The organism is Pseudomonas sp. LBUM1659 (assembly GCF_059716045.1).
Genome location: NZ_CP166797.1, coordinates 1770846 through 1786276 on the forward strand (window position 1 = coordinate 1770846; position 15431 = coordinate 1786276).

Sequence of the window (15431 nt, forward strand, 5' to 3'; positions counted from 1 at the left end):
ACTCATACGATGTAAGTTGCAGCCCTTTTATGCTCGTAGATTCCCATTGTCACCTTGATCGCCTCGACCTCACCGCCCACGACGGCTCTCTGGATGCTGCACTCGATGCGGCTCGTCAGCGTGGGGTAGGGCACTTCCTGTGCATCGGCGTCAGCGTCGACAACGCCGCCGACGTCAAAGCCCTGGCCGAACGTTATGACGACGTCGACTGTTCGGTCGGCGTGCATCCGCTGGACGTGCAACCGGGCGCTGCGCCCGCGTTGGATTGGCTGTTGCGCGAGCTCAATCACCCCCGTGTGGTCGCGATTGGTGAAACCGGTCTGGATTATCACTACGAACCGGAAGCGGCAGAGTTGCAACAGGAGTCGTTTCGCCTGCACCTGCAAGCGGCCCGGCAGACCGGCAGGCCAGTCATCATCCACACCCGTGGTGCCCGCGCCGATACCCTGAGCTTGTTGCGTGAAGCTGCACTGCCTCAGGCTGGCGTACTGCATTGCTTTACCGAAGACTGGGACATGGCCAAGGCTGCGCTGGATATGGGCTATTACATTTCCTTGTCCGGTATTGTCACTTTTCGCAATGCCGACGCGCTGCGCGATGTGGCCAGCAAGGTGCCGGCCGACCGCTTACTGGTGGAAACCGACTCACCGTACCTCGCGCCGATCCCGTATCGCGGCAAGCCGAATCTGCCGCAATACGTGCGTGAAGTAGCGGAGTTTCTGTCAATGTTGCGAGGTGAGCCCTACGAGCGATTTGCCGAGCAGACCACTGAGAACTTCAAGCGGTTGTTCCCGCTGGCGCATGTGAAAGGTTAAATCGCAGGCAAAAAAAACCCGGGTTCTGGGGGGTGAATCCGGGTTAAGACCATTAGGAGTAAAACAATGGCACGCGGTCCGTTGGTACCAATATCGGCGAAACACTTGGGGGAGATGTCTCGCCGACAGTTCAAGTATTGATCACTATTGCGCCTCGTCCAGTTTACCGGCGACGATTTTTAAACAATTTTGGAATACGGCCGCTTCGGAAGAGTTCTCATCAGTGGGCGACCCTGCTGGAAATCATCACGAAACACAGATATGGTCGGATGATCCGTGCATTTTTGCGTAAGTTAGGCATAATACGCGGCTTCGAATTTTGACCCCCAACAGACCTTTTCTTATGCATAAAGAACCTCGTAAGGTCCGTGAGTTTCGTCGCCGCGAGCAAGAAATTCTCGATACCGCGCTCAAGCTGTTCCTCGAACAAGGTGAAGACAGTGTCACCGTCGAGATGATTGCTGATGCCGTCGGTATCGGCAAAGGCACGATCTACAAGCACTTCAAATCCAAGGCGGAGATTTATCTGCGCCTGATGCTCGATTACGAGCGTGATTTGAACGAGCTGTTGCATTCGGCCGATGTCGACAAGGACAAGGAAGCGCTGTCCCGGGCTTACTTCGAATTCCGCATGCGCGATCCGCAACGCTATCGTTTGTTCGACCGACTGGAAGAGAAGGTGGTCAAGGGCAATCAAGTGCCGGAGATGGTCGAGGAACTGCACAAGATCCGCGCCTCCAACTTTGAACGCCTGACCCTGCTGATCAAAGGCCGGATCAGCGAAGGCAAGCTCGAAGACGTGCCGCCTTACTTCCATTACTGCGCGTCCTGGGCGCTGGTGCATGGCGCCGTGGCGCTGTATCACTCGCCGTTCTGGAGCAATGTGCTGGAAGATCAGGAAGGCTTCTTTCAGTTCCTGATGGACATCGGCGTGCGCATGGGCAACAAACGCAAGCGCGATAGCGACACCCCGAGCAGCTGACTCATTCAGCTGCCTGATTGCGCCATGATTTAGCTATATGGCGCAGTACCGCAGGAATATACTCAGGCATGGGACTTGCCAAAACTTGAATTGTGAGTCAAGTTTTGCGCGTTCCAATTTCCCATCGCCGGAGTGATCCATGATCGTTGACCGTCAAGGCAGGCGTTTTCGCAATTTGCGGATCAGTCTGACCTCAGCCTGCAACTACGCTTGTACCTACTGCGTGCCTAACGGCAAGCGGCTGGTGGCTGCGCAGGATGAATTGTCGGCCGAGGCCATGGCGCGCGGCGTGGCGTATTTGATCGAAGCGGCAGGCATCGAGCGTTTACGCATCACCGGTGGCGAGCCGCTGGTCAGCCCCAAACTCGAAGCCTTCATGACCGCCGTCGGCCAGATGGGCCTGCAGGACATCAGCCTGACCACCAATGGTCAATTGCTGGCGAAAAAGCTGCCGTTGCTGGTGGATGCCGGCATTCGTCGTATCAACGTTTCCCTTGACACCCTGGACGCTAGTGCATTTCGCAGCATTGCGCGCGGCGGCGATCTGGCGACGGTACTCGACGGTATGGATCAAGCCAGCGCGGCGGGCATCAAGATCAAGGTCAACATGGTGCCATTGCGCGGACAGAACCTTGATCAGGTGATGCCGCTGCTCGATTATTGCCTGGAGCGCGGCTATGAATTGCGCTTCATCGAGCTGATGCGCATGGGCCACTTGGCCACCGACTCCAATGCTTTCCTGCAACAGTTTGTCAGCCTCCAGCAGTTGCTGAGCCTGATTGGCGAGCGTTATGAATATCTGCAGGCCGATGCGCCGGTCGATGCCACTGCGGTACGTTATGAAATTCCAGGGCTGGGGCACTTCGGCGTGATCGCCAACGAAAGCGTTCCGTTCTGCCGTACTTGCTCACGTTTGCGTCTTTCATCCACAGGTTGGTTGCATGGCTGCCTGTCGTCGAGCAATCGCCATTACGTCGGCGACTTGCTGGACAAGCCTCGCCATCAAGCGCTGCCTGCGTTGCAGCGGCTGCTGGTGAAGGCCTTGGGCGACAAGCAGGAAGTGGCGTTTTCGGGTGGTGCGACGGTAATGAAGATTATTGGCGGCTGATCCGGCCTGTGGCGAGGGAGCTTGCTCCCGCTGGGGCGCGAAGCGGCGGTCTCGAGACTGGCGCGGAAGCTGCATCCAATGACCATTCGCCGGTTTTCCGTCACCGGCCTCTGGAGGGTAGGATGCGTAGTCTGGTTTTGCTGCTGGCCGTTTTGGCGCTGGGTGGCTGCATGAATGTCAGCGACATGGCTGCAGAGACTCGCTACCAGATGAGTGACGTAGGGCTGCTGGATCACAGCAACAGCCGTCGGGTAAACAACCTGCGCATTCAGCCGGACTCGTTCATCTACATTGCCCAAGGTCCGTTCGCGCCACCGGGCAGTGTCTATCCGCGCCCTAACGCGGTGGCCGAAGAGGCCTTCAACGGCTTTATCGAATACTTCCCGATGGTACGCCGCGCCCGCACACCCGAAGGTATCGACCGAGCCATGGCTGAAGCCCGCGCCGCCGGTGCCCATTACCTGCTTTACACTCGGTTCGCCAACGCTGACGACCGCATCGGCAACTCGGATGACTGGATCGATCAGGAATACGTGGATCGCCTCGGTATCGACAGCGGCGTGATTCAGATCATGTTGATCGAGACCAGCACCCAGTATTTGATTGATACTGCAACCATCAAGAGTCGTGGCGGTTTACTGACGTTCCACGACAACAAGCCAGAAGACCTGATTGGCCCGCCGCTGCAGCAATACGCGCGCAGCCTGATCGGGATCAGCGACCAGTAAATTCAAGGAGAACACCATGAGTGGCCCGCAAAAAGCCAACGACTTGTTGGGGCAGATCCCCAAAACCAAAGGCTTGCCGCCGGTTCACCTGTGGAACCCTGATTTCTGTGGCGACATCGATATGCGCATCGCCCGCGACGGCACCTGGTATTACCTGGGCACGCCGATCGGGCGCAAGCCGATGGTCAAACTGTTCTCTACCATCATCCGCCGCGATGGCGATGACTATTTCCTGATCACACCGGTCGAGAAGGTCGGGATCAAGGTCGATGATGCACCGTTTGTGGCGATTGCCGTGGATGTGGAAGGCGAGGGTGAGGCTCAGCTCCTGCGGTTCACCACCAACGTTGATGAAACCGCCGATGCGGGCGCGGAGCACCCGATTCGTGTGGTGATCGACCCTGTCACCCAAGAGCCCGCGCCGTATGTCCACGTGCGCACAAATCTCGAAGCACTGATCCATCGAAACGTGTTCTACCAACTGGTGGAACTGGCCGTGACCCGTGAAATCGACGGGCAACGCTGGCTGGGTGTGTGGAGCGGTGGCGAATTCTTCCCCATCGGTCTCGAGCCTTAAGCAGATTAAGTGTGGGAGCGGGCGTGCTCGCGAAAGCGGTGTAACAGGCAACATACTCGTTGAATGTTAAACCGCTTTCGCGAGCAAGCCCGCTCCCACATTTGATCTCCGCATTTTCCGAAGAATCCAATTGACACCCAATCATATGATGATTAGCGTGATGCTCCATCGCGCGCGGTCTTGAGGTTTCCATGTCCAGCAGTTTTCATGCATCGACCGTTGATTGGCTGGGTTGCTGGATTGCCGCTGGTCAGGTGAAGCCCGGCGAAACGCTCAAGGTCGAAGCCGATCTGGGCGAGCAGCTCGGTGTCAGTCGCACGGTCATCCGCGAAGCCATCAAAACCCTGGTCGCCAAAGGCATGCTCGAAGTCGGGCCGAAAGTCGGCACCCGAGTGTTGCCGGTGCGCCGCTGGAACCTCTTTGATCCGCAAGTCGTCGGCTGGTTGTCACGCAGCGGGTTGCCGGAAAACTTCGTTGACGATTTGCTCGACCTGCGCCGTACCATCGAACCCATGGCCGTGCGCTGGGCCTGTGAGCGGGCGACAGTCGAGCAAGTGCAGGCCGTGCTTATGGCCTATAACGCGCTGGAACGGGCGGTAGAAAGCGGCGTTGACTACAACCGTGCCGACCAGATTTTCCACGAGTGCATCCTCGCCGCCAGCCACAACCAATTCATCGAACAAATGGTCCCGGCCCTGGGCGCGCTGCTAGCGGTGTCGTTCGAAGTCTCTGCAGCCGATCCTGACGAACTTCGTCGCACGTTGCCGATTCACAAAGACATGGCCGACGCCATCGCCGCCCGGGACGCCGCGCGCGGGGTGTGGGCGTGCATGACCCTGATCGATAACGCGGACCTGGCAATCAAACGCTTCTACCCGCAAGTCATGGCCGACAAAAAAACCGGCTGACCCCACAAATCCTTTGTAGGAGCCGAGCTTGCTCGCGATAGCGGTTTGTCATCCGACATTATTGTTGTCTGATCCACCGCTTTCGCGAGCAGGCTCGTTCCCACACATAAAAACAAGAACAAGGCAGGAGGTTTCATGACGTTGAATGCGCTTACCCAGCACCGCGCGCTACTTGGCGAAGGCCCGTTCTGGGACGTGCCGACGCAGGCGCTGTACTGGGTCGATATCGCCGGCAAACAAGCGCTTCGGCTGATCGGTGCCAACGTCCAGATCTGGGAAATGCCGGAACATATCTCCGCATTCATCCCCTGCAAAAGCGGTGATGCGCTGGTCGCGTTGAGCAGTGGCGTCTATCGGCTGGACCTCGACTCACCGGGCCTTGAGCCGCGCCTGACCTTGCTCTGCGTGGCCGACCCGCAACCCGGCAATCGCCCCAATGAAGCCCGTTGCGATGCGCGGGGCCGACTCTGGCTCGGCACCATGCAAAACAACATCGGTGAAAACGGCGAAGATTTGCCTGTCACACGTCGCTCCGGCGGCCTGTTCCGCATCGACCGTGATGCGCGGGTGACGCCACTGCTTCGAGGGCTGGGGATTCCCAACACACTGCTATGGAGCGATGACGCGACGACGCTGTTTTTCGCCGACAGCCTCGATGCCACGCTGTACCGGTATTTCATCCATGCCGACGGCAATCTGGATACCGCTTACGTCTGGTTCGGTCCCGATAAGCGTGGCGTTCCCGATGGCTCGGCCATGGACGCCGAAGGCTACATTTGGAACGCCCGCTGGGACGGCAGTTGTTTACTCCGGCTGACCCCGGACGGTCATGTTGATCGAATCATCGAACTTCCCGTCAGCCGTCCCACCAGTTGCGTGTTCGGCGGCGAAGACCTGAAAACCCTGTACATCACCAGCGCAGCGAGCTCGCTCAACCATCCGCTGGATGGCGCGGTGTTATCCATTCGAGTGGATGTGGCCGGAAAGTCATGCATACGTTTTGCGGGTTAAATCCCAAAATATGGGATGTAAAATTATATATTGAGATTATTTGGTGAGCGGGTTTATAGTCGCCCATCAGTTACACGCACTCACACTTAAAAAAACAAAACAGGTGAAGTGATGCAGCGATTTTCCAAACAGTCTTTTGACCGGACATCGACAGATGCCGGGTTTTTGTTGTGCCCGCAAAAAGGAGCGTTGATTCATGGCTGAATCTCTTTCCTTGCCACCGGTGGCCGAACCGCCCCAGGGCGAGCGCCTGAAAAACAAAGTGGTGCTGCTGACCGGTGCCGCTCAAGGTATCGGTGAGGCCATCGTTGCGACGTTTGCAGCCCAGCAGGCCAAGTTGATCATCAGCGACATCCAGGCTGAAAAAGTCGAGAAAGTCGCGGCGCATTGGCGCGAGCAAGGCGCCGATGTGGTGGCGATCAAGGCTGACGTATCGCGTCAGCAAGACCTGCACGCCATGGCCAGACTGGCGGTCGACCTGCACGGCCGGATCGACGTACTGGTCAACTGCGCCGGGGTCAACGTGTTTCGCGATCCACTGGAAATGACCGAAGAAGACTGGCATCGCTGCTTCGCCATCGACCTCGACGGCGCCTGGTACGGTTGCAAGGCGGTATTGCCGCAAATGATCGAGCAGGGCATCGGTAGCATCATCAACATCGCTTCGACCCATTCCACCCACATCATCCCGGGCTGCTTCCCGTATCCGGTGGCCAAGCACGGTTTACTCGGCCTGACCCGCGCACTCGGCATCGAATATGCGCCCAAGGGCATTCGCGTCAACGCCATCGCACCGGGCTACATCGAAACCCAATTGAACGTGGATTACTGGAACGGTTTTGCCGACCCGCATGCCGAGCGCCAGCGCGCGTTTGACTTGCATCCACCGCGTCGCATCGGTCAACCGATTGAAGTGGCCATGACCGCCGTGTTCCTGGCCAGCGATGAAGCGCCGTTCATCAATGCCTCGTGCATCACCATCGATGGTGGGCGCTCGGTGATGTACCACGACTGAATAAAACCGCTTTCAGGCGCGGAGCTCCGTCTGAAAGCCAATCATCATACGATATGACTATTAGCTTCAACGTTTGCACCGGCTTTCAAATAACGCTCAAAAAAAATAACAAGGAGTCATCTTATGAATCGTCGTCGTGGGATCCGTTCCCTGTGCTGTGCCGCTCTGGCGGTCACCGCGGTTAGCCTGAGCAGTACGCTGCTGGCAGCCGAGGAAGTGAAAATCGGTTTTCTGGTCAAGCAAGCGGAAGAGCCCTGGTTTCAGACCGAATGGGCCTTCGCTGAAAAAGCCGGGAAAGAGAAAGGCTTCACCCTGATCAAAATCGCCGTACCGGATGGCGAAAAAACCCTCTCCGCCATCGACAGCCTTGCCGCCAATGGTGCCAAGGGCTTCGTGATCTGCCCGCCCGACGTGTCCCTGGGCCCGGCGATCATGGCCAAAGCCAAGCTGAACGGTTTGAAAGTGATTGCCGTCGATGACCGCTTTGTCGATGCCAGCGGCAAGTTCATGGAAGACGTTCCGTACCTCGGCATGGCCGCGTTCGAAGTCGGGCAGAAACAAGGCCACGCCATGGCCACCGAAGCGAAGAAACGTGGCTGGGACTGGAAAGACACCTACGCGGTGATCAACACCTTCAACGAACTCGACACCGGCAAGAAACGCACCGACGGTTCGGTCAAAGCGCTGGAAGACGCCGGCATGCCGAAAGACCACATCCTGTTCTCGGCACTGAAAACCCTCGACGTACCGGGCAGCATGGACGCCACCAACTCGGCGCTGGTGAAACTGCCGGGCTCGGCGAAAAACCTGATCATCGGCGGCATGAACGACAACACCGTACTCGGTGGCGTGCGCGCTACCGAAAGCGCCGGTTTTGCCGCCGCCAACGTTATCGGGATCGGCATCAATGGCACCGACGCCATCGGCGAACTGAAGAAAGCCAATAGCGGCTTCTTCGGCTCGATGTTGCCCAGCCCGCACATCGAGGGCTACAACACCGCCAGCATGATGTACGAGTGGGTCACCACCGGCACGGAACCCGCGAAATTCACCGCGATGGACGACGTGACGCTGATCACGCGCGACAACTTCAAGCAGGAACTGGAAAAGATCGGCCTGTGGAACTGAGGCTCGGTTGATTTCAACGGTGGCCCCGGCGGCGGGGCTGCCTGACCTGTGAAGAGGTGGTTTTATGCACGCGCAAGCACAGACACATGAGCACAGCGTCGGCGGCAGTCTGCGCTTTAACGGGATCGGTAAGACCTTTCCAGGGGTCAAGGCGTTGGATGGCATCAGCTTCGTCGCGCATCCGGGGCAGGTTCATGCCTTGATGGGCGAGAACGGCGCCGGTAAATCGACCCTGCTGAAAATCCTCGGCGGCGCTTACACGCCGAGCAGCGGTGACCTGCAGATCGGCGAGCAGACGATGGCATTCAAATCCACCGCCGACAGCATCGCCAGCGGTGTCGCGGTGATCCACCAGGAATTGCACCTGGTGCCCGAAATGACCGTGGCGGAGAATCTGTTCCTCGGGCACCTGCCAGCCAGTTTCGGTCTGATCAATCGTGGCGCCTTGCGCCAACAGGCGTTGGCTTGCCTCAAAGGCCTGGCCGATGAAATCGACCCGCAGGAGAAAGTCGGGCGCCTTTCCCTCGGTCAACGGCAACTGGTGGAAATCGCCAAGGCCTTGTCCCGTGGCGCGCACGTCATTGCCTTCGACGAACCCACCAGCAGCCTGTCGGCGCGCGAGATCGATCGCTTGATGGCGATCATCGGACGCTTGCGCGACGAAGGCAAAGTGGTGCTCTACGTCTCCCATCGCATGGAAGAAGTGTTCCGCATCTGCAACGCGGTGACGGTGTTCAAGGACGGTCGCTACGTGCGCACCTTCGAGGACATGAGCGAGCTGACCCACGACCAATTGGTGACGTGCATGGTCGGTCGCGACATTCAGGACATCTACGATTACCGCGCTCGACAACGTGGCGCGGTGGCGCTCAAGGTCGATGGCCTGCTCGGCCCTGGCTTGCGCGAGCCGGTGAGTTTCGAGGCGCACAAAGGCGAAATTCTTGGATTGTTCGGGCTGGTCGGCGCCGGACGCACGGAGTTGTTCCGTCTGCTCAGCGGCTTGGAGCGCAACACGGCGGGGCGCCTGGAATTGCGCGGCCATGAACTGAAACTGCGCTCACCGCGCGATGCGATTGCGGCCGGGATTCTGCTGTGCCCCGAGGACCGCAAGAAGGAGGGCATCATCCCGCTCGCCAGTGTCGCCGAGAACATCAACATCAGTGCTCGCGGCGCGCATTCGACCTTCGGCTGCCTGTTGCGTGGCCTGTGGGAAAAGGGCAATGCCGACAAACATATCAAGGCGCTGAAGGTGAAGACGCCCAGCGCCGAACAGAAAATCATGTACCTGTCCGGCGGCAATCAGCAGAAGGCCATTCTCGGCCGCTGGCTGTCGATGCCGATGAAAGTCCTGTTACTCGACGAACCGACTCGCGGCATCGACATCGGCGCCAAGGCCGAGATTTACCAGATCATCCATAACCTGGCCGAAAGCGGCATCGCGGTGATCGTGGTGTCCAGCGACCTGATGGAAGTGATGGGCATTTCCGACCGCATTCTGGTGCTCTGCGAAGGCGCGATGCGCGGCGAGTTGTCTCGCGCCGAGGCCAATGAATCCAACCTGCTGCAACTGGCTTTGCCGCGCCAACGCGCTGACGGCGTGGCGAACTGAGAGGTGACTATGATGACAACCCAAAACAACACGCTGCCTACTGAGCGCAAACCCCTGGACCTGCGGCGCTTTCTCGATGACTGGGTGATGCTGCTGGCGGCCGTCGGGATCTTCGTGCTCTGCACGCTGCTGATCGACAACTTCCTCTCGCCACTGAACATGCGTGGCCTTGGACTGGCGATTTCCACCACAGGGATTGCGGCGTGCACCATGTTGTATTGCCTGGCGTCCGGGCATTTCGACTTGTCCGTGGGCTCGGTGATTGCCTGTGCCGGCGTGGTCGCGGCGGTGGTGATGCGCGACACCGACAGCGTGTTCCTCGGCGTGAGTGCCGCGCTGGTGATGGGGCTAATTGTCGGGCTGATCAACGGAATCGTGATTGCCAAGCTGCGGGTCAATGCGTTAATCACCACGCTGGCAACCATGCAGATTGTTCGCGGTCTGGCTTACATCTTCGCCAACGGCAAAGCGGTCGGCGTGTCGCAGGAGCAGTTCTTCGTCTTCGGAAACGGCCAGTTGTTTGGCGTGCCGGTGCCGATCTTGATCACCATCGTCTGCTTCCTTTTTTTCGGCTGGCTGCTGAACTACACCACCTATGGGCGCAACACCATGGCCATCGGCGGCAACCAGGAAGCGGCATTGCTGGCCGGGGTCAACGTTGACCGGACCAAGATCATCATCTTCGCCGTGCATGGCGTGATTGGTGCGTTGGCCGGGGTGATTCTCGCGTCGCGCATGACCTCCGGGCAGCCAATGATTGGCCAGGGTTTTGAGCTGACGGTGATCTCGGCTTGCGTGTTGGGCGGGGTGTCGCTGAGCGGCGGTATCGGCATGATTCGCCATGTGATTGCCGGGGTGTTGATTCTGGCGATTATCGAGAATGCGATGAACCTGAAGAACATCGACACGTTTTACCAGTATGTGATTCGTGGTTCGATCTTGCTGTTGGCGGTCGTCATTGACCGCCTGAAACAGCGCTGATACCCGATTACTTGTAGGCGCGGGCAAGCCCGCTCCCACAGGGAATTGTGTTGTTCACACTGGTGAAGCGAGCCTGCTCGCGATGGGGCCTTTTACCGTGAGTGTTCAGCTATCCAGTTTGCGTGCAGCCTCAACCCCGGCACTGCTGAGTTTGATCGGCAGATTCACCGTGTGCTCGCCAGCCTCATTGCAGGTCACATGGCCGTGTTGAATCAGCCCCCGGTCCTGCAGGGCGGCGAGGGTACTGGCCACGACTTTCTCCCCCCGATAATTGTCCAGAACCTCTTTGCCCAAGCCACTCGGGTGGGCATGCAACAGGCGGATCAGGACTTCTTTTTCCAGGTTTTTATCGTCGTTCATGCTTACCTCTTGATGGGTGTGGAGAGGTCGCTCGCGTGGGCGAACTATTGATTGGCACCGTCCTCGGAGCTCGAGCCACCGGTGGTGGTTTTCGAGCCGATGACGCTGCCGGCGTTGTCGGGTGTCTGGGTGTCGGGCATGTTCAGTCCGCCTTGGCGGCCGGCGTCGTTGCCCTGAATTCGTGGGTCAGTGCCTGTGGTGGGCGGCAGACTGCTGTCGATACCGGTGCCGTTGGTGTTCATGCTGGGTGCGCTCTGGATGGCTGGCGCTTTCGGGCCCTCGACCGGGTTGGTCGGGCCCGTACCTTCAGCGAGTGTGGCGGCGAACGCAGCAGAGGACAGCAGTGTGGTGAGAGCGAGGGCGGTCAACCTGGGCATGAACATGGCATCGGCTCCGATTAATATAGTCTCTACCTGATATTGGTCCGCCTCGCATTTGAATTGGTGCCTGACGAATGACGAACGGTTCAGGCCTGCTGCACGGATTTAACCGGCGCGACGCGACGCCAGATCAACCGGCCTACGGTGATCAACCAGTTCAGAATAGCCACGGTCAGCACGGTAAGGAGCAACGCGGGCATCCCTTGTTCGACGATGATTTTTCCTGCCAGCAAGGGAAAACCAAACACGCCGATGAAGTAGGAGAGGCTGAACAACAGTAAGGCTTGTGAGGTTGTGCCGTGCGGCGCTTCGTTGGCCGCCAGGCCGTTGATCACCGAATAGGTCAGACCGTATCCGACCCCGAGCATCACGGCTGCCAGTACATAGCTGAGCCCGCTGTCGACCACGAAACCAAACAGCACAATCGAACCCATCATCAGGCCCGACAACAGGCACGATGCGCGGAACGGGTCACGTTTGACCACGATGCCGGCAATCAGCATTCGGCTGCTGATCGCCGCGCCCATGAAGCCGAAGAAGAACAGGGAATAATCCAGCGAGCGGGACGCGGCGTAACTGGTCTGGAAACTCGACAGGCCACCGAACACGCAACCACCAAGCCCGACCATGAGGATCGGGAACACGGCTCTGGACGACAGGACCTGAGCTGTTGCTCGCCAGGAAATTCGCGCGACCGAGGTGGCGGGCGCAGGCGTTTTTCTGATCTGTGCATCCAGTCGCCAGAACAGTAAAACGCCGATCAGGCTGGCCATTGCAGCGAGGTAAAACGCGGCGGTTACCGGATAGCCGAAAGCGCTGGCAGCACGGCCCAGTAAAGGGCCGCTGCCGATCCCGGTCATCATGCTGCCTGACAGCAGCGCAAAGTATTTGGCGCGTTGGGCCGGTGTCACCAAGCTGGCCACAATGATCGGCCCGAGGGTGTAAAACACGCCCCAACCCAGCCCCAGCAACAGTCCAAAAAACAACAGCACAGTGCCCAAGCCCGGGGTCAAGGCGAAGCCGAGGCTGGCCACCACCAGCAAGACGCCGAACAAGGCAATCGAACGCGCGGCACCGAGCCAATCAGACAAATGCCCCGAGACGATCACCGCCGCGAACGTGCTGAGCATGGCCGCCGAAATCACACTGCCGGCATCGTGTTCATTGCCGCCGCGTGAGCTGATCAGCAACGACAGCAAAAAAGTCGAGCCATAGGACAGCGACAGCAAATAGCTGGCGAGGCAAAAAAGGCCGAACAACCGGCTGGAGACTGGGGGTGTAGCGCTGGACATGACGCGGTTCCTTGAGCCGATAGAAATGAGCGTCTGATATCTATCACGCATCGCGCCGATGTCAGGTACTGGGTTAGCGATTTCAGGATTAGCGCTGGCCGGAGTATTGCCTTCAGCAGACGCCGATCTCTTCCTTGAACTGCTCCATGAAACCTTTCAGACGCTCATGTCTGATCTGCGCCATGTGTCGACCGGTGGTGGTCTGGAAACCGTTCGCGAGGTGCAGCAGCTTGGTCTGGAAATGGTCGAGGCAAAAGCGTTTGTCGTCGTAGTCGCGGTGCTGTGCCTGCGGGTCCAGCGGGTCGTACAACGCGCTGCCCATGCGCCCGGCAACGTAGAACGTGCGCGCGACACCGAGCAGGCCGAGGGAGTCGAGGCGGTCGGCGTCCTGCATGATTTTCGCTTCGAGCGATGTAGCGGGAAGGTTGGCTGAGAAGCTGTGGGCTTCAATGGCGTGGGCCACTGCGCTGATTTTGGCACCTGACCAATTCAGGTCGGCCAACACAGCAGAAGCCTTCTCGGCTGCCAGTCGCGAGGCGTGCGAACGCAGCGGCGAGTTCTTTTCCACCGCCACGCAATCATGCAAAAGCACCGCCGCGAGCAACACCTCAAGATCGCCACTTTCCTGCGCATGAATCGTGCGCGCGTTGTGCCAGACCCGCTGCAAGTGTGAAAGGTCATGAGCGCCGTCCTCTGAGTGTTCCAGCGCATGAGGCAGCAATTCAGCGGCGAGGGTTTGCAGAGGGGCGAAAGTATCAGTGGTCATAAACATCCTGTTAAGTGAAAAAGTTTTCTGCTCCAACACAATCCTGTAGCAGCAGGGTCAATCAAGATTAATTTCCCATGTGACGGACGCAGCGTGGCAACTTAGTATGGCGTTTTCAACCTTTGACGAAGGCACGTCCCATGACGATCGATATCCGCCCGGCGACCCCCAGCGATGCACCGCAAATCCTCGGGTTCATCACTGAACTGGCCGACTATGAACGTGCCCGCCACGAAGTCATCGCCAGCGTCGCCGACATCGAGCGCAGTTTGTTCAGCGAAGGGGCCACCGCCCACGGCCTGATCTGCCTGCGCGACGGCCAGCCGATCGGCTTCGCGGTGTTCTTCTTCAGCTATTCCACTTGGCTGGGCAGCAACTGCCTGTACCTCGAAGACCTCTACATCACCCCCGAACAGCGCGGCGGTGGTGCGGGCAAAACCTTGCTGCGCCACCTCGCGAAAATCGCCTGTGCCAATGATTGCGGGCGATTCGAGTGGAGCGTTCTGGACTGGAACAAACCGGCGATCGAGTTCTATAAATCGTTGGGCGCGCAGCCACAGGAAGAGTGGGTGCGGTACCGGATGGATGGGGCGGTGTTGCGCGAGTTTGCCGAGGGCCATTGAACGTCAGCGTCGCCGGTTAAAAGATCGCAGCCTTGGGTTGCGATTTTTTTGCGATCATCCCAATATATGGGAGTGATATTTATATATTGAGATTATTCCGCTTCCCGGTTTATAGTCCCGCTCACTCACTGCCAATAAACAAAACAGGTGAAGCGATGCTGGCGCAATTGATCGCGCTCGATTGGGGGACAACCTCATTACGTGCTTACAAACTCGCTGCGGATGGCCTGGTGCTCGAACAACGTTCGTTGTCATCGGGGGTCATGCAGCTGCCCCGGACGCCGCGAATCATCAAAGGTCAGGAATGTTCAGACGGTTTTGAACTGGCCTTCGATGAAGCCTGTGGTGACTGGCTCGATGCGCAGCCGGATTTGCCGGTGATCGCCTGTGGCATGGTCGGCAGCGCCCAGGGCTGGCGTGAAGCGGCCTACCGCGATACGCCGGCGAACGTCGCCAATCTCGGAACTTCCCTACAAACGGTTCGCAGTCTTCGCGGTGTCGATGTGCACATCGTGCCGGGTGTGATTCAGCGTTCGCCGTTGCCGAATGTGATGCGCGGCGAAGAAACCCAGGTGCTTGGCGTTCTGCACACTCTTCAGGGCGAGGCGGGCAACGATCTGCTGATCGGCTTGCCGGGCAGTCATTCAAAATGGGTGGAAGTGGCCGACGGCTGCATCGTGCATTTCGATACGTTCATGACCGGCGAAATCTTCGCCGTGCTCAGCGAACACAGCATTCTGGGACGCACCCAGCAAAAGGGCCCGTCTTTCGATGGCCAGGCCTTTGATCGTGGAGTGCAAGTGGCCTTGTCGGCGGACGGCGAGATCGGCCCGTTGTCGACGGTGTTCAGTGCCCGCAGCCTCGGGCTGACCGGTGATCTGAGCGCCACGGCCCAGGCGGATTATTTGTCGGGGCTGTTGATCGGTCATGAGCTGTCAGCACTGGCGGCCGCCCAGCGACGTCGACGCAATAGCGTGCACCTGCCTTCGATCATCCTCATCGGTAATGCCCAACTCTGTGCCCACTACAGCCGGGCCCTCGGCGCCTGCGGTTTTGCCCGCGTGACGCTGGCCGAACAAGCCACCGAACGCGGGTTGTGGCAGGTGGCGCTCGCTGCCGGACTGATCACGCCCAACCCATCCCGTTAA

Annotated in this window: 17 protein-coding genes; 13 read left to right on the top strand and 4 right to left on the bottom strand. The window is 58.8% G+C overall.

Going from position 1 to position 15431, the window contains the following annotated elements; translation table 11 throughout:
- The first annotated feature begins 29 nt into the window (after window positions 1–29).
- The 11 genes from ACA048_RS08025 (at window position 30) to araH (ending at window position 10862) form a co-directional block, all read left to right on the top strand.
- Window positions 30–815, top strand: coding sequence for a TatD family hydrolase (locus ACA048_RS08025; RefSeq protein WP_497628664.1), 786 nt, complete (start codon window positions 30–32; stop codon window positions 813–815).
- Between the two features lie 343 nt (window positions 816–1158).
- A complete protein-coding gene (locus ACA048_RS08030; protein WP_497628665.1) occupies window positions 1159–1797 on the top strand; it encodes a TetR/AcrR family transcriptional regulator in 639 nt (212 codons plus the stop codon).
- A gap of 139 nt (window positions 1798–1936) precedes the next feature.
- Window positions 1937–2905 carry a GTP 3',8-cyclase MoaA gene (locus tag ACA048_RS08035; protein ID WP_497628666.1) on the top strand — a complete coding sequence of 323 codons (969 nt, stop codon included), beginning with the start codon at window positions 1937–1939 and terminating at the stop codon, window positions 2903–2905.
- Window positions 2906–3027: 122 nt separating this feature from the next.
- Window positions 3028–3633 carry a DUF4823 domain-containing protein gene (locus ACA048_RS08040; RefSeq protein WP_497628667.1) on the top strand — a complete coding sequence of 202 codons (606 nt, stop codon included), beginning with the start codon at window positions 3028–3030 and terminating at the stop codon, window positions 3631–3633.
- 16 nt (window positions 3634–3649) lie between these two features.
- Window positions 3650–4210 (top strand): DUF1285 domain-containing protein, encoded by a 561-nt coding sequence (locus tag ACA048_RS08045; protein ID WP_497628668.1) that lies wholly within the window; start codon window positions 3650–3652, stop codon window positions 4208–4210.
- Window positions 4211–4401: 191 nt separating this feature from the next.
- On the top strand, window positions 4402–5118 hold the full coding sequence (locus tag ACA048_RS08050) for a FadR/GntR family transcriptional regulator (RefSeq protein ID WP_497628669.1): 717 nt from the start codon (window positions 4402–4404) through the stop codon (window positions 5116–5118).
- A 135-nt stretch (window positions 5119–5253) separates the two neighbouring features.
- Window positions 5254–6129 (top strand): SMP-30/gluconolactonase/LRE family protein, encoded by an 876-nt coding sequence (locus tag ACA048_RS08055; RefSeq protein ID WP_497628670.1) that lies wholly within the window; start codon window positions 5254–5256, stop codon window positions 6127–6129.
- 196 nt (window positions 6130–6325) lie between these two features.
- Window positions 6326–7144 (top strand): SDR family oxidoreductase, encoded by an 819-nt coding sequence (locus ACA048_RS08060; RefSeq protein WP_497628671.1) that lies wholly within the window; start codon window positions 6326–6328, stop codon window positions 7142–7144.
- A gap of 123 nt (window positions 7145–7267) precedes the next feature.
- Window positions 7268–8272, top strand: coding sequence for a substrate-binding domain-containing protein (locus ACA048_RS08065; RefSeq protein WP_497628672.1), 1005 nt, complete (start codon window positions 7268–7270; stop codon window positions 8270–8272).
- 64 nt (window positions 8273–8336) lie between these two features.
- The gene (gene araG, locus ACA048_RS08070; RefSeq protein WP_497628673.1) at window positions 8337–9881 is read left to right on the top strand and encodes an L-arabinose ABC transporter ATP-binding protein AraG; all 1545 of its coding nucleotides are present in this window, start codon (window positions 8337–8339) and stop codon (window positions 9879–9881) included.
- A 12-nt stretch (window positions 9882–9893) separates the two neighbouring features.
- A complete protein-coding gene (araH, locus tag ACA048_RS08075; RefSeq protein ID WP_497629821.1) occupies window positions 9894–10862 on the top strand; it encodes an L-arabinose ABC transporter permease AraH in 969 nt (322 codons plus the stop codon).
- A 105-nt stretch (window positions 10863–10967) separates the two neighbouring features.
- On the opposite strand, the gene ACA048_RS08080 is transcribed toward araH, so the two are convergent.
- The 4 genes from ACA048_RS08080 to ACA048_RS08095 all read right to left on the bottom strand — a co-directional run bounded on the left by ACA048_RS08080 (window position 10968) and on the right by ACA048_RS08095 (window position 13660).
- On the bottom strand, window positions 10968–11222 hold the full coding sequence (locus ACA048_RS08080) for a hypothetical protein (RefSeq protein WP_497628674.1): 255 nt from the start codon (window positions 11220–11222) through the stop codon (window positions 10968–10970).
- Window positions 11223–11266: 44 nt separating this feature from the next.
- Window positions 11267–11605 carry a hypothetical protein gene (locus ACA048_RS08085; protein ID WP_497628675.1) on the bottom strand — a complete coding sequence of 113 codons (339 nt, stop codon included), beginning with the start codon at window positions 11603–11605 and terminating at the stop codon, window positions 11267–11269.
- 83 nt (window positions 11606–11688) lie between these two features.
- On the bottom strand, window positions 11689–12894 hold the full coding sequence (locus ACA048_RS08090; RefSeq protein WP_497628676.1) for an MFS transporter: 1206 nt from the start codon (window positions 12892–12894) through the stop codon (window positions 11689–11691).
- Between the two features lie 112 nt (window positions 12895–13006).
- The gene (locus ACA048_RS08095; protein WP_497628677.1) at window positions 13007–13660 is read right to left on the bottom strand and encodes an HD domain-containing protein; all 654 of its coding nucleotides are present in this window, start codon (window positions 13658–13660) and stop codon (window positions 13007–13009) included.
- 140 nt (window positions 13661–13800) lie between these two features.
- Between ACA048_RS08095 and ACA048_RS08100 the strand changes: the two genes are divergently transcribed.
- Both ACA048_RS08100 and ACA048_RS08105 read left to right on the top strand, forming a co-directional pair.
- The gene (locus ACA048_RS08100) at window positions 13801–14283 is read left to right on the top strand and encodes a GNAT family N-acetyltransferase (RefSeq protein WP_497628678.1); all 483 of its coding nucleotides are present in this window, start codon (window positions 13801–13803) and stop codon (window positions 14281–14283) included.
- A gap of 155 nt (window positions 14284–14438) precedes the next feature.
- Window positions 14439–15431 (top strand): 2-dehydro-3-deoxygalactonokinase, encoded by a 993-nt coding sequence (locus ACA048_RS08105; protein WP_497628679.1) that lies wholly within the window; start codon window positions 14439–14441, stop codon window positions 15429–15431.

Coding starts and splice junctions, on each gene's coding strand:
- ACA048_RS08045 (WP_497628668.1), top strand. CDS start 3,650: ATGAGTGGCCCGCAAAAAGCCAACGACTTGTTGGGGCAGATCCCCAAA.
- ACA048_RS08030 (WP_497628665.1), top strand. CDS start 1,159: ATGCATAAAGAACCTCGTAAGGTCCGTGAGTTTCGTCGCCGCGAGCAA.
- ACA048_RS08025 (WP_497628664.1), top strand. CDS start 30: ATGCTCGTAGATTCCCATTGTCACCTTGATCGCCTCGACCTCACCGCC.
- ACA048_RS08100 (WP_497628678.1), top strand. CDS start 13,801: ATGACGATCGATATCCGCCCGGCGACCCCCAGCGATGCACCGCAAATC.
- ACA048_RS08090 (WP_497628676.1), bottom strand. CDS start 12,894: ATGTCCAGCGCTACACCCCCAGTCTCCAGCCGGTTGTTCGGCCTTTTT.
- ACA048_RS08060 (WP_497628671.1), top strand. CDS start 6,326: ATGGCTGAATCTCTTTCCTTGCCACCGGTGGCCGAACCGCCCCAGGGC.
- ACA048_RS08040 (WP_497628667.1), top strand. CDS start 3,028: ATGCGTAGTCTGGTTTTGCTGCTGGCCGTTTTGGCGCTGGGTGGCTGC.
- ACA048_RS08085 (WP_497628675.1), bottom strand. CDS start 11,605: ATGTTCATGCCCAGGTTGACCGCCCTCGCTCTCACCACACTGCTGTCC.
- ACA048_RS08055 (WP_497628670.1), top strand. CDS start 5,254: ATGACGTTGAATGCGCTTACCCAGCACCGCGCGCTACTTGGCGAAGGC.
- ACA048_RS08035 (WP_497628666.1), top strand. CDS start 1,937: ATGATCGTTGACCGTCAAGGCAGGCGTTTTCGCAATTTGCGGATCAGT.
- araG (WP_497628673.1), top strand. CDS start 8,337: ATGCACGCGCAAGCACAGACACATGAGCACAGCGTCGGCGGCAGTCTG.
- araH (WP_497629821.1), top strand. CDS start 9,894: ATGACAACCCAAAACAACACGCTGCCTACTGAGCGCAAACCCCTGGAC.
- ACA048_RS08095 (WP_497628677.1), bottom strand. CDS start 13,660: ATGACCACTGATACTTTCGCCCCTCTGCAAACCCTCGCCGCTGAATTG.
- ACA048_RS08080 (WP_497628674.1), bottom strand. CDS start 11,222: ATGAACGACGATAAAAACCTGGAAAAAGAAGTCCTGATCCGCCTGTTG.
- ACA048_RS08105 (WP_497628679.1), top strand. CDS start 14,439: ATGCTGGCGCAATTGATCGCGCTCGATTGGGGGACAACCTCATTACGT.
- ACA048_RS08050 (WP_497628669.1), top strand. CDS start 4,402: ATGTCCAGCAGTTTTCATGCATCGACCGTTGATTGGCTGGGTTGCTGG.
- ACA048_RS08065 (WP_497628672.1), top strand. CDS start 7,268: ATGAATCGTCGTCGTGGGATCCGTTCCCTGTGCTGTGCCGCTCTGGCG.